Origin of the sequence: Bacillus cereus group sp. BfR-BA-01383, from assembly GCF_022663495.1 — a bacterium.
Lineage (GTDB): Bacteria > Bacillota > Bacilli > Bacillales > Bacillaceae_G > Bacillus_A > Bacillus_A cereus_AU.
This window is the reverse complement of sequence record NZ_JAKUFP010000012.1, coordinates 82310-95339: the sequence shown is the minus strand read 5'-3', so window position 1 is coordinate 95339 and position 13030 is coordinate 82310. Positions and strand designations below refer to the sequence as shown.

The following is a 13030-nucleotide window of genomic DNA, read 5'->3' as shown; positions in this document are numbered from 1 at the left end:
CATATATTTGTCATCTAAACGAAACATACATCCGATAGACATCTGCTAAAAACTGCTGAAATTTAATACCTTGTTTTCCTAATACATTTTCAGGATCAATCTTTCTAGCTGGGTCAAGTGTTTTATGTGATATGATATCTTTTTTCGGATTCAAGCCGAAGTTTTGACATAAATACGCATGATACCAAGTAAAACGAGTATATGCTTCCCAAAAGTTAACATCACCGCCATAACAAAGTTCCACCCCAATGGCAGCCTTATTCGCATCATAACCATATAAGTCATTATCTGTCGGCACACCATATCGAACATGATATGCAACTTCATTTATAGGGATGATTTCCATTATTGTTTTGTCATCTATAAATGTATGCGCCGAAGCTTTCGGTTGTATTTCATTAAAGTAATCTCGATTCCCTATCGCATTGCTACCAGGATTTCCTGTATCATGACTTACAATAAACCTTACTTTAGAAAGAGGAATGCCCGGTCGTGAACTTCCATATCCAATATAATTACGCTCTATAGGAAACATCGCCATTACTACCAACTCCCGCTTTAGAAGATTACCTTACTTCCTTATATATGTATTCGGTAGCAATGTCCTTATAGCATATTTCTTACGCGAAGAGAAAATCGAAAATATTTGATGTGAACACCATAAATAACACAATACTTACAGCGACTCCATAAAAACCGTAAAACCAAACACAATCTTCTTTCGTATCTAAACCGAAAAATTTATTTACTGATTGTGATAATGTGCCGCGCTTACTTTTCTTGTTTCGTAATACTTCCACTCGTTCCACAACATCTGCTGGCATCATAAATCTTTGGTCTACTGTCATTTTCATCATTTATCTCTCCTTAAAATCATTTCCGTTTTGTTTATCTAAGGAGAGTATAGCACGTTTGTTCGTGTAGAACAAGCGTTCTTTTTATTTTTTATTTTATTTTTCAGCAAGCCAAGTAAGAATCGAGATTACAAAAGCAATCGTTGGCCCTACTATAACCATGCCAAATATTAAAAACAATAATCCTCCTCCGAACATCCGAACGATACTTGTTTTTTGAGCGCTTTTAGCTCTTGCAAGTTCACCCTCTAACACCTTAACTTTCTCTTCTAATTGTTCTACTCGCTCCATCATTTCATTGCCCATATGCACCACCTCATTTAATACTTCAACACAAAAACGTGATTCCCTCGAAAGGAAATCACGTTTTCTCAAGATATAATATTTTATACCCAACCTCTGAAGCGACTTGCTTCAGCCATTTTACGAACACCGACCATATACGCCGCTAAGCGCATGTTCACCTTGCGAACTTGTGCTGTTTCATAAATAGAATCAAATGATTTTACCATTACTTTTTCTAAGCGTTGTTCTACTTCTTCTTCAGTCCAGTAGAAACCTTGGTTATTTTGTACCCACTCAAAGTATGATACTGTTACACCACCAGCACTTGCTAATACGTCTGGAACAAGTAAAATTCCGCGATCTGTTAAAATTTTAGTTGCTTCTAATGTTGTTGGACCATTTGCAGCTTCAACAACGATTTTCGCTTTAATATTATTAGCATTTTCTTCTGTAATTTGGTTCTCAATTGCAGCTGGAACTAAAATGTCGCAATCAATTTCTAACAATTCTTTGTTTGAAATTGTATTATTAAATAGTTTTGTTACTGTACCGAAGCTATCGCGACGGTCTAATAAATAATCAATATCTAATCCATTTGGATCATGTAATGCACCGTAAGCATCTGAAATTGCAATTACTTTCGCACCTGCATCATGCATAAATTTAGCTAAGAAGCTACCAGCATTACCGAATCCTTGAACAACAACGCGTGCACCTTTAATATCAATGTCGCGTTTTTTTGCAGCTTCGCGAATACAAATTGTTACACCTTTCGCCGTTGCTGTTTCACGTCCATGTGATCCACCTAATACAAGCGGTTTACCTGTAATAAAGCCTGGTGAATTAAATTCATCAATACGGCTATACTCATCCATCATCCATGCCATAATTTGAGAGTTTGTGAATACATCTGGAGCCGGAATATCTTTCGTCGGACCTACGATTTGGCTAATTGCTCGTACATAACCACGGCTTAATCTTTCTAACTCACGGAATGACATTTCACGTGGGTCACAGATGATTCCACCTTTACCTCCGCCATATGGTAAATCAACAATACCACATTTTAAACTCATCCAGATTGAAAGTGCTTTCACTTCATTTTCTGTTACATTCGGATGGAAGCGAATTCCACCTTTCGTTGGACCAACAGCATCATTATGTTGCGCACGATATCCTGTAAATATTTTAACAGTCCCGTCATCCATACGAACTGGTATTTTCACTGTCATCATACGAATTGGTTCTTTTAATAATTCATATACTTCGTTTGGATAACCCAATTTTTCTAATGCTTCACTAATAACAATTTGTGTCGAATTCAATAGTTCAAAATGTTGTTCCCTTTGTTGTTGTGTTTTTGTTTGAGTTCCCTTTTCGGCTACCATAGTAAGTAAACCCCCTGTAATTTCACTTGTTTAGTAAACCTTCATTGCCTAGTATACACCCTTAAATTTGGAATGCAATAGAAAACGCTAACAAATATATACAAACTATTTTCTGTTGCAAGCGTTTTCACTATTATTATAGTCCTTTTATTACTTTTAGAAAAGTAAAATACTCAAATATTTAAATATTTTTTAGTTTTATCAATTACAGTATAAAAAAACGAATATATTTACTAAAGAAAAACGAATATATTTACTAAAGAAAAACGTAAACAAACAGCTACAATCAACTTTATTTCATCGCTCTGTTTTCAAAATTTCAATTTCACTATCCTTGGCGAAATAAAAAGAAAACCTCAAGCTATTCGACATTAGCTGAGGTTTTCTTTCTTCACAAAATAGTTGTGTATTTGTTCGATTGCTTGAGAAGCCATTAATTCCTTACCATACTCCATTATACGATAAATGGTCGCTGTAGACGGATTACCATATTCCGCTAAAATAGCTATAAAATCCGCTTTCAGTAATTGAATTTGCTCCTCTTCTTCCATCCAAAGATAGAAACGCCCATCCCACATATACAGCTTTCCGCCAGTTACACCAAGGTTATATAAGCGATTCGACAGGTTAATTATGTCGTCTAGTGCAGCAAACTCATACAGTATATGCTCGCTTTCATCTAGAGTCACTTGCATTTCAATAAACTCGTCACGGAACTCATCATCTGTATCCATTTCTTGATGTTCTTTCGTTACAATTACAACCATGCCTTGTGCTTGTAGAGAAAATACTTCAACTGCAATCGGACCATCTGCTTCAAATCCTAATTCCTTATTTGCTTCTTGCATCATATCACGAAATAATTGCTGTACTTTCGGTGCATTTCTCCACAAATCTTCTTTCGTTAATCCTCGTTCAGATAAATCGTCAAATGTTAGGAAAATTTTTATCTTATTGTAATTTAATCGTTCCAGCCTCATCTCATACCCTCCCTACGTAACCAATGAATCTAATTTTTATTATATGAAATAGAAAATAGATGGTTCTTTTCGAACAACTATTCTGACATTTTTAACCATTCATCCCATTCTTCTTTCTTATCACCGATTAGGATCGTTTGCCTGTTCAACTGATCTCGAGCTCCTATTTCCCCTATAAGTCCAACAGAAAGGTTCTTACTTTTTTCTTGTAACAAATTAACAAAATTCATCGCCTCTTTAAGTTCTCGTCCTTCTTCAAAAGATACAAATAAATATTTTGGGCGTATTTGTTCAACAGCTACCAGAGTACCATCTTCCTCTAAACTCGTCCTAATATATATTGCCTCATATCCTTTTAAGCGTAAATACGTTGAGAAAACAAACCCTTTCAACATATTATTTTCCAAAACAATAACTTTGTGTAAGGAAGAAAATGATGACGCATTATGGTACACCATTCCTAGACGGGTTTGTAAAAATGATACTACATATTGAAATTGCACCATTGTAATCTCATTATTATGTTTTAACATTAATAATTTGTTAGTCACTTGAAGAATAATACTTGTAACAACCTTTTCTGTTGAATATATACTAAAAGCCTCGTTTAATAATACAGAAGTTGTAATTTCATCAAATTTTAACAAAGCTTGTAGTAAATCGTCCACTAAAACAACTTCTTTATCATAAAGTAATTCTTTTTGAATGTTGCTCTGCGAACGATTCCCTTCCAATAACTGAACTGCTTGTCCAATCATCATACCGGAAGAAACCTTTTCCATTAACCATTCCAAAATTTGAATATGCTCTTCTGTATATAAACGATGCCCCGCTTGATTTCGCTTTGGGGCAATAACTTGATATCGTCTTTCCCATGCCCGAAGCGTACTCGGCTGAATTCCAATTATATTCGAAACAGCTTTTATATTATATTTTCCATTTAGAGTTGGCATCATTTCCCTCCGCATAATGTAATGATATGTGTTTGAGCAGGTGCTCGAAAGCGAAGTGGAATCAATGTTGTTCCATACCCATTACTAACAAAGAGAGTCATATTTGAATAATTATACACGCCACCCTTTAAATGTTTTTTAGACGGAAATAATCGAATCTGCCCTCCATGTGTATGTCCACTTAACACGAGTGAAATTTGTTCTTTTCCAGTCATTTTCTTTACTATATCAGGGTTGTGGCTAATTAAAATGCGAAAACCATCTTCTTTACAATCGGCCAAGGCTAAATCTAAACGATCACGTTTCAATCCAACATCGTCTACACCGAGTAAGCAAATTTTCTCTCCTAATTCAGATTCAAATACAACTCTTGTATTATCTAAAACTTTCACATTATTTTCTAATAACAAAGCATCTAATTCATGGTATTCAATCTCATAATCATTATTTCCCCATACAAAATATACAGGAGCTATCGCTCTTAACTTTTGTATATTTGCAGAAATTTTCGATAAGGGCACGCCTTTTTCTGCTAAATCACCACCAATAATGACGAGATCTACTTTTCCTTTTACTTGTTCAATTAACGAACTTGAAACGATTCTTCTATGAATATCAGAAATAAAAAACACATTCACTTTTTGAAAACTTTCCGGAAATTCTTTAAATACTAAAGTATGTTCCAATACAGTATTACGCATCGCTTCTTTATACATTACAAGAAGGAATATAATACCGATGCATATGAGAGTACTCAATAATATTATCCATATCATATATTTTTACTCCCCTCCTCATAAAGACAATCCTCCATTTTTAGAACAAGTTGTGAATCGCTTATTTTACTAACTCTCTTGCTTTGTGGATTTATCTTTTATCGGAATTTTCAATTCTTGACCAACACTCACTTCATCTTCTTGTAAATTATTATACTTTTTAATTACTTCAATCCCATTTTCATCTGAAAAATATTGCTGCGCTATACTTTCTAAAGTTTCTCCCTCTTTCACCGTATGCGTCGCCACTTTCTCAGACTGTTTCTGAGATTCAGATTTCGCTGTATCAAAGAAAATTACTTCAAACGCACTTTTCCCAGCATTATTACTATCACTTTTCACCTGAATATATTTGTCCGTATACCATAAAATACTAATCGGTAGCAATATAAATAGAAATGTTAAAACCCGGACGAAAATGTGATTCATTTTAAACTTTTGTTTTTTCTCTTTATTTCTATGAATTTCACTACGCGGCGGTAAACCTTCATTTTCTTCCACTCGCTCAACTTCTAATTCCTCTTCAAAATCAGGAATTCGTTTCCTCATGTTGTTCACCACCACCTTCCATTTATTTTCTTAATTGGAGTCCCATTATAAAATCAACAAGAAAGTGTGCAAAGATTGTTATAAACAAATTTCCTGTCCATTCAAATACATAACCAAAGACAAAACTAATGAAACAGACGAAACAAAACAAAAATGGCTTTGTGATATACCGAATATGTAACACTGCAAATACTAAACTCGCTATTACAATTCCGAAGTGAGTCTGCACGACACCTCTAAATAAAAATTCTTCTGCAAAGCCGATAATGAATGTAATAACGAGTAGATGCATTACCGACATTCCTTGAAACATCTTATCGTTAATACCACCATCATCAAACCAAGACTCTGGAAATACTCGCATCGCAACATAATCTAATAACACAATACCAATCGCTAACAAGCCACCTATTATAAGGATGGACACAGGTTCCCATTTCCACAGACTATACACTGCTTTTGTATCTTGAAATAATATATACGCTAGTAAACAGCCAATACCAATAATAATCAACTGTGTTATATATAGATTCAGCCTTATTTCCTTCGGGCTCATATCTTCAATATTATGCCTTTGAATGTTCATCATTCCTCCATCTTTTCTAGGCCAAAAAGCTTTTGTAACTCTGTTTCCCAATTATAGTCGAAATCCGATTGTTGCGCTTGTCTTTTTTTATAATCTGTTTTTGTAATACTACAATAGTCGCAGCAATTTTTTAACTCGTTCTCTTTTCTATAACCGAACTGTTGCAGCAAAAATTCACGTCTACATCCTTTAACCTGTATCCATGACTTCATATTTTCTAGTTCACTATATTTATTACGTAGCCTTATTTCTACTTCGGCTATTAATCTGTTCATTATTTCATCTGACAAGCTCTCCAATATTAATTTTTGCTGTTGTATGATTCCAAACTGTTCGAGATGATAGCGGATGAAACGCCAATATTGTTCATTAAATCTTGCTGCATTATAACAAATTCCCTCTACATCTTCTATTCGTAATTCTTTCGTTTGAAACATTCTTTCTTGTAGTAACGAAAATAAAAATTGTATTTGTGACTTACTTGGCAATTCATCCTCAATTATTAAAATTGGCAAATCGTGATCTAGCGGACTACATAGTAAAATGGCTATACTTGATTCACCATCTCTTCCTGCTCTTCCGATTTCTTGTAAATAGGAGGCTATATTAGTCGGGTAATGGAAATGAATAATATATCTCGTATTCGACTTATTTACCCCCATACCGAAAGCACTTGTACATATTACAAGCTGCAACTGATTATTCATAAACTGCTGTTGAATTAACATACGCTCTTCATGTTCCATGCCACCATGATAAAAAGCTACACCAGTAACACCTTTTCCTCGTAAGTATTCCGTTAAACGTTCTGTCCACGCTCTACTTGAACAATATACAATCCCTGGTCCTTGTAAATACATTACCTGGTCCAAAAGCGCCTCTTTTTTCTCTTCTATCGTCTCTACAAATTGCACTTCCATTGCAATATTTGGACGATCAATAGAGTACACATGCTGCTCGACGTTCTTTAAATTTAAACTCTCTGCTATATCTCTCAGTACATCTTTTGTCGCTGTGGCCGTTAATGCTAGTACCGTAGGAGATCCTATGCTATCAATTACTTGATCTAACTTTTTATAATCCGGACGAAAATCATAGCCCCATTGCGAAATACAATGAGCTTCATCAACAACAAATAATGAAATATGAACTTTCTTCAATTCTCTTATTAATAATTCCGATTGCAACATTTCTGGTGAAACAAAAATAAATTTATAAGAAGCTAATTTTTTCATTGCTTCTCTTTTTTCATTTAATGTCCGAAAACTATTAAATGCAATTACTCGGTTTTTCACAACATACTTTAATTGTGTAACCTGATCTTCCATCAAAGATAGTAATGGTGATACAACAAGTACTGTTCCTTCTTGTATTAAGCCCGGAAGTTGATAGCACATAGATTTTCCTCTTCCAGTCGGAAGCATTGCTATCACATCTTTTCCTTCCAATATGTCTGTAATAACCCCTTTTTGTCCTGGACGAAATTCAGAATATCCAAACCACTTATATAAATATTCCTCAAGTTTCATTTATACCCTCCATCCGCGCCAATACAAGACGGACTTCAAAATAAGAGATATCTTCTCCGACCGCTTGTTTCAATACACGCAACTTACGTGTTTGTAATGTCTCAATTACTTTTTTCACTTTATCTATTTTGTATTTTTCCATAAACATCTCAATGGAAAATTCATTTTCCCGCAAAGCAATTTCAACAAAATGATCTTCTATAGTTGCAACCTTTAAATTTCTAATTGTCGCTATTTCTTCTAAAGAACGCCCTTGTCTCCAGAAATTATATGTTTTTTTCGTTGATAAACTAAATAATTCAGCTCTTTCATTTGGATAAGATATAATTTCAGCTAATAGTGGAAATTCATTTTCTTTATCGCGAACTACTTGTATAAAGAAGTGAATTGTCCCCCAAAATAAAAAATACACCCTGAATATATCTTGTTTCGTAATTTCCGCTAATTGTTGCAATGTACAGCCGATACGTTCATATCCTGTTAGTCGATATGTTACAATCGTCGCTTCTACCACATTACTTCTTTCTAGAATAGTATATATTTCTTTCCATAACCTTTTCGCCAATTCATTTCTCTTATATGGTGTTCCCGTTAGAAAATACTTCACCCATACCATTATTTCTGTGTCTTGTTGAATCGGGATAAATTTCGTATTATTCTGTTGTAAATTTGATATAGTTTGAATAATTAGTGATAATCTTTTCCAAAACGTTTCACCTAATTCGCCATAATCCAAACCATGTAAATGAGTTGGAAACGCATAAGCATCTTCCCATTTATGTAACTGTGCTTTACCTGTAGCCGTTAACACATATGTATTTTCATGTACTTCTTGAATAAAATCTGCTTGCAACAACTTTGCAACTTCCTGATCATAGCTAGATCTATTTAAAGATTTGTATATCCCAAACAAAAAAGATATCCGGAACATATTTCCATCTTGTAACGTTTGCGAAGAACGTTTTCCTTTTAACAAATAATAAATAGAAGAAACGGTTCTTTCACCATTCAATTGTTTTAAACAATACAATAAAGTATATTGTAGTTGCATTACCGCTTCCACCTTCCAATCTAACCCAATTCTTTTTTACTATGATTGGCACCGTCTACTGTTACTCATTAAACTTATCATATTGGCACCATATACTTGTATATATTCTATTGTATCAAACGAAATAGCATTTACGTATTTTGAAAATCTTATGACATAATTCAAAAACAAGTTGACACCCCAATTGATAAGCATTATCATTATAATTTTATGTTGAAAAGTTTTAAAAACCGTTTTACAATAAGATTATAATTTTTATGGCGAGCTTTTCACATACATATTATCAGGAGGGAAAAAAGATGGCAAAATATACAATCGTTGATAAAGATACTTGTATTGCATGTGGTGCTTGTGGCGCTGCTGCACCAGACATTTATGACTATGATGATGAAGGTATTGCATTTGTAACTTTAGACGATAACCAAGGTATCGTTGAAATTCCAGATGTATTAATTGAAGATATGATGGATGCATTCGAAGGTTGTCCAACTGACTCAATTAAAGTTGCTGATGAATCATTTGACGGCGACTCTTTAAAATTCGAATAGTCTTTTATTAACTTCAAAAAATACCCCTCATATTGATGAGGGGTATTTTTTGTTTTCTGTTTTCATTCTACTTAATAAAAAACCATTAGTAGTTCCATACTACTAATGGTTTTATTTTATATTTTATGCATTTTTCATTTTTGCAAACACCCATACTTTCAGGCGTGAGAATAACGCTACAAATACAATTGTCACAACAATACCTTTAATCAAATTGAACGGTAAGATTGCCGTTACAACTGTTGTTCTTATCGCCTCACTAGACATAGCTGGTGAATTTAAAAACCAAGTGTAAGCTGGGAATATGATGATGTAATTCAATACACTCATAATTAGTGCCATCGTAATTGTCCCTAGCATTAATCCTGTCGTTAAACTCTTGACAGTACGATACTTTCTAAATAAGAAAGCTGCCGGTCCAATAAATAAACATCCTGCAATAAAGTTAGCAATTTCTCCAACTGGCACTCCCGTTAAACTTCCTTGAATCCCGTAATGTAAAATATTCTTTATCGCCTCTACAATTACCCCCGCAATTGGTCCGAAAATAATTGCTGCAATTAGAGCTGGTACATCACTAAAATCAATTTTTAAAAATGGCGGAAGCCCTGGGAACGGGAAATCCAACATCATCAGTAAATATGCAATACTACTTAGCATCGCTACACTCACCATCTGCACTACACTGTTTTTTTGTTTCATCTTTCTCTCTCCTTTTCCATCGATCATCTCATGGAAAGTGGAAAGGTTCTGCTATGCCTATTTTTTCATAGAATGAAAAAACCCTTTGTGTTTTACACAAAGGGAGAATTTAAGGCACATCAAACAGACGTTCAAATACATATCTTTTTTGAACGCTTGAACCTCCATCTTCTCCCATCCAGACTATACTGTCGGCTTTGGAATCACACCAAATCCTGCCTTAACGGCTCGCGGGCTTAGAACAAAATTATAACTAGTTCATCACCGCCGGTCGGGATTTTCACCCTGCCCCGAAGATAGACCGATATTCTATTTTCCACTTCATTATACAACAACCTCATATCATTGTGAACTAAAAAATTGTAACTTATTTAAAATTAGTTATTTACTTTTTCAATTAAAAGAAATCGCAAAATATTTTACAATACAATCCATATTTTTTATTATTCGGTATTTCTCTTATGAATCCCCTAGTCATATATAATGAAAAGTGATAAGATGTTGAATTGTTAAGATAAGAACATTTTCTGAATTATGGAGGAAATGTCATGAAGAAAGAAAAGAGACATTCTGTTCGAGAAGCAATGAAAAAAAACTTAAGAAAAGAATACTTTTACTTAAAAAAAGAATTACTTTTCTACTGTCCAATTGATTTAGGCACATTCTCAAACGGGACATACTATGCTGCTTTCGATGAAGATGGCATCAGTATTTATCAGTATGATAAAAAAACAGAAAGTAAATTAAAATTGTGTGAGCGTCATCCATGGAAGAGTTGGAAGAAAGTGAAGGTTGATCACTATTTGACAACTTCTCAATTTATTTTTCAAGGCGAGCGAAACTGGATTTTATCCCTTTTCCAAAAAGGAAAAGAAGCTCAAAAAATTATCGAAGAGCATACATCTTTACAAACAGAAGTTGTTTCCCGCTCTTTCTTAAAAAAACTTCCTGGTTTTCGTTCTAATACACCATTGAATAAATACATCGGCAGCATTTGCTACACTGCACTTATTGCATTTTTATTAAAATGGATGATTCCATTTCAAGCACCACAAATCGCCCTGTACTCTATTTCAATTGGCTGTATGCTACTTGGCCTACTTTGTCTGACAATCGGTTTAATTGAACCGACGATTGTACTGTTCCGGACAAAAGAGAAAACAAGAACAAAAGTCTTTTACTTATATAGCTACTTAGCTATTTCTGGATTTATATGTGTCTTTATTTTTTGGTAAAAAAAACCGTCCCAAAATATCTTTTGGGACGGTTTTCTATTTGGAATAGGTTACTCTTATTGTTATATTTTGTTGTTAAATCGATATTCCTTGTCGAAACGTCGATATAAATTCATTTACTATCATAATCTTATCAAAAAAGAAAATAAATCTATTCAAAAGTTATACTGTTTTGACGGTCCCTTTACTTCACGTATAATTGTTGATTTGGATAAATTTGCTCTTGCTGCAACCCATTTTTTTCTTTAATTTCCTTAATCGTCATACTAAATTTCCGTGCAATACCGACTAAAGTATCTCCTTTTTGCACGACATATAATGATGAAGAGACGACTTCATTCCTTTGTTCATTTAAAACAACCAATGGATTCATTGCATTCTTTTTCGCCATCGTCCATCTTCCTTGATGAACTTCTAAATGTAAATGCGCACCTCGCGATTCTCCTGTATTTCCTACTTCTCCGAGTATTTCTCCTTTTGAAATATAATCCCCTTGGCCTACATATCTCTTATTTAAATGTGCATACACAGCCTCATATTCTCCATGTTTAATAAATACAACGTTTCCATAACTACTTGAATAATAAGACTTTGTCACCCTACCATCTTGAATAGCTGTCACAGGTGCTCCGATCGGTGCTGCTATATCAATACCATAGTGTTTCCCATGCCTTGTCCCAAAATAATCACTTATCTGACCTTCAACAGGCCATGTCCATCGATTTTCTTCTGCGTAAACATGTAATTGAGATAAATACAATACAACCAATAACATGACGCCATATTTTAACACTTTCATATACATCCTCCGTTTTCTAATTACCGCCATACCTTCTCTATTTTGGTATATTACAGAAAAAAGTATACGAAAATAGAAAGTGAATCACTCCACTTCCTTCTCTTTTCTATCACGAAAAACTAATGCACTGCGGTTATACTCCACATCTTTTACTTGTAATCGAGCATTTATCACTCTAGCTATCGCAAACAAATAATCAGATAATCTATTTACATACTTTAGGACGACTTCATTTATTCTCCCTTCTTTTTGCAACGATACTATAGAGCGCTCTGCTCTTCTTACAACAGTACGCGCAATATGAATAGCAGCTGCCGCCCCGCTACCACCGGGCAAAATAAAGCGCTCTAATGGTGGTGCTTCTTCTATATACAAATCAATCCTTCTTTCTAGACTTTCAACCATTTCGATTGTCACTTTATAAGGAATTTTTTGTTCTACTATCGCCAAGTCTCCTCCGCAATCAAATAGTTCATGTTGAATATTTTCAAGTTCTTTGTAAATATCTCCAAAAGATTGATCTTGGAGCATAGTCATTGCATATCCAATATGAGAATTCGCCTCGTCTATTGTGCCATATGCTTCTACACGAATATCATCTTTATCCACCCTACCACCTATTACACTTGTTGTTCCTTTATCTCCTGTCTTTGTGTATAATTTCATTTCTTCACAGCACCTCTCTTATTATTCTTATTTCGACTAAGATAGAAAAAAAGTCCTACTATTATTTATTTAATTGAGTTTACAAAAAAATAAACAACAGTAGAACTTTATTCATTATCAACCTTAAAA

Annotated in this window: 16 protein-coding genes and 1 riboswitch; of the genes, 2 read left to right on the top strand and 14 right to left on the bottom strand. The window is 34.2% G+C overall.

Translation table 11 applies throughout. The features are described from left to right. Positions 1-10: 10 nt before the first annotated feature. From MR065_RS13875 to MR065_RS13825, 11 genes are all read right to left on the bottom strand, one after another. Positions 11-541: a peptidoglycan recognition protein family protein gene (locus MR065_RS13875; protein WP_242214057.1), complete on the bottom strand. Its 531-nt coding sequence runs from the start codon at positions 539-541 to the stop codon at positions 11-13. Positions 542-620: 79 nt separating this feature from the next. Continuing rightward, a complete protein-coding gene (locus MR065_RS13870; protein WP_242214056.1) occupies positions 621-857 on the bottom strand; it encodes a DUF3961 domain-containing protein in 237 nt (78 codons plus the stop codon). A 93-nt stretch (positions 858-950) separates the two neighbouring features. Next, entirely contained in the window at positions 951-1160 is a 210-nt protein-coding gene (locus MR065_RS13865; protein ID WP_242214055.1) for a hypothetical protein, read from the bottom strand. Positions 1161-1240: 80 nt separating this feature from the next. Then, complete coding sequence (gene gudB, locus MR065_RS13860; RefSeq protein ID WP_242214054.1) at positions 1241-2527, bottom strand: Glu/Leu/Phe/Val family dehydrogenase; 1287 nt, start codon at positions 2525-2527, stop codon at positions 1241-1243. 371 nt (positions 2528-2898) lie between these two features. After that, positions 2899-3507: a genetic competence negative regulator gene (locus tag MR065_RS13855; protein WP_242214053.1), complete on the bottom strand. Its 609-nt coding sequence runs from the start codon at positions 3505-3507 to the stop codon at positions 2899-2901. A gap of 77 nt (positions 3508-3584) precedes the next feature. Further along, positions 3585-4460 carry a MerR family transcriptional regulator gene (locus MR065_RS13850; protein WP_141436218.1) on the bottom strand — a complete coding sequence of 292 codons (876 nt, stop codon included), beginning with the start codon at positions 4458-4460 and terminating at the stop codon, positions 3585-3587. Then, positions 4460-5236, bottom strand: coding sequence for a metallophosphoesterase (locus tag MR065_RS13845; protein WP_098989185.1), 777 nt, complete (start codon positions 5234-5236; stop codon positions 4460-4462). The genes MR065_RS13850 and MR065_RS13845 overlap by 1 nt, the downstream gene beginning before the upstream one ends. Before the next feature lie 69 nt (positions 5237-5305). Continuing rightward, entirely contained in the window at positions 5306-5785 is a 480-nt protein-coding gene (locus MR065_RS13840) for a LysM peptidoglycan-binding domain-containing protein (RefSeq protein ID WP_097902335.1), read from the bottom strand. Between the two features lie 22 nt (positions 5786-5807). Then, positions 5808-6371, bottom strand: a complete 564-nt coding sequence (locus tag MR065_RS13835) for a CPBP family intramembrane glutamic endopeptidase (protein ID WP_098267213.1) — start codon at positions 6369-6371, stop codon at positions 5808-5810. Next, positions 6371-7900 carry a RecQ family ATP-dependent DNA helicase gene (locus tag MR065_RS13830; protein WP_097902337.1) on the bottom strand — a complete coding sequence of 510 codons (1530 nt, stop codon included), beginning with the start codon at positions 7898-7900 and terminating at the stop codon, positions 6371-6373. Before MR065_RS13830 ends, MR065_RS13835 begins: the two co-directional genes overlap by 1 nt. Continuing rightward, entirely contained in the window at positions 7890-8951 is a 1062-nt protein-coding gene (locus MR065_RS13825; RefSeq protein WP_242214052.1) for a YpbB family protein, read from the bottom strand. Before MR065_RS13825 ends, MR065_RS13830 begins: the two co-directional genes overlap by 11 nt. A 299-nt stretch (positions 8952-9250) precedes the next feature. Between MR065_RS13825 and MR065_RS13820 the strand changes: the two genes are divergently transcribed. Next, complete coding sequence (locus MR065_RS13820; RefSeq protein WP_001151994.1) at positions 9251-9499, top strand: ferredoxin; 249 nt, start codon at positions 9251-9253, stop codon at positions 9497-9499. A gap of 123 nt (positions 9500-9622) precedes the next feature. Here the strand turns inward: MR065_RS13820 and MR065_RS13815 are convergent, their stop codons facing one another. Further along, positions 9623-10201 (bottom strand): ECF transporter S component, encoded by a 579-nt coding sequence (locus MR065_RS13815; protein WP_097902339.1) that lies wholly within the window; start codon positions 10199-10201, stop codon positions 9623-9625. Positions 10202-10363: 162 nt separating this feature from the next. Continuing rightward, positions 10364-10503, bottom strand: a riboswitch (FMN riboswitch). A 246-nt stretch (positions 10504-10749) separates the two neighbouring features. On the opposite strand from MR065_RS13815, the gene MR065_RS13810 reads away from it, so the two are divergent. Further along, entirely contained in the window at positions 10750-11436 is a 687-nt protein-coding gene (locus MR065_RS13810) for a hypothetical protein (protein ID WP_242214051.1), read from the top strand. A 184-nt stretch (positions 11437-11620) separates the two neighbouring features. Here MR065_RS13810 and MR065_RS13805 read toward each other — a convergent pair whose 3' ends face one another. Next, entirely contained in the window at positions 11621-12235 is a 615-nt protein-coding gene (locus MR065_RS13805) for a peptidoglycan DD-metalloendopeptidase family protein (RefSeq protein WP_242214050.1), read from the bottom strand. A gap of 84 nt (positions 12236-12319) precedes the next feature. Then, the gene (locus MR065_RS13800; protein ID WP_242214049.1) at positions 12320-12901 is read right to left on the bottom strand and encodes a cob(I)yrinic acid a,c-diamide adenosyltransferase; all 582 of its coding nucleotides are present in this window, start codon (positions 12899-12901) and stop codon (positions 12320-12322) included. Positions 12902-13030: the final 129 nt, after the last annotated feature.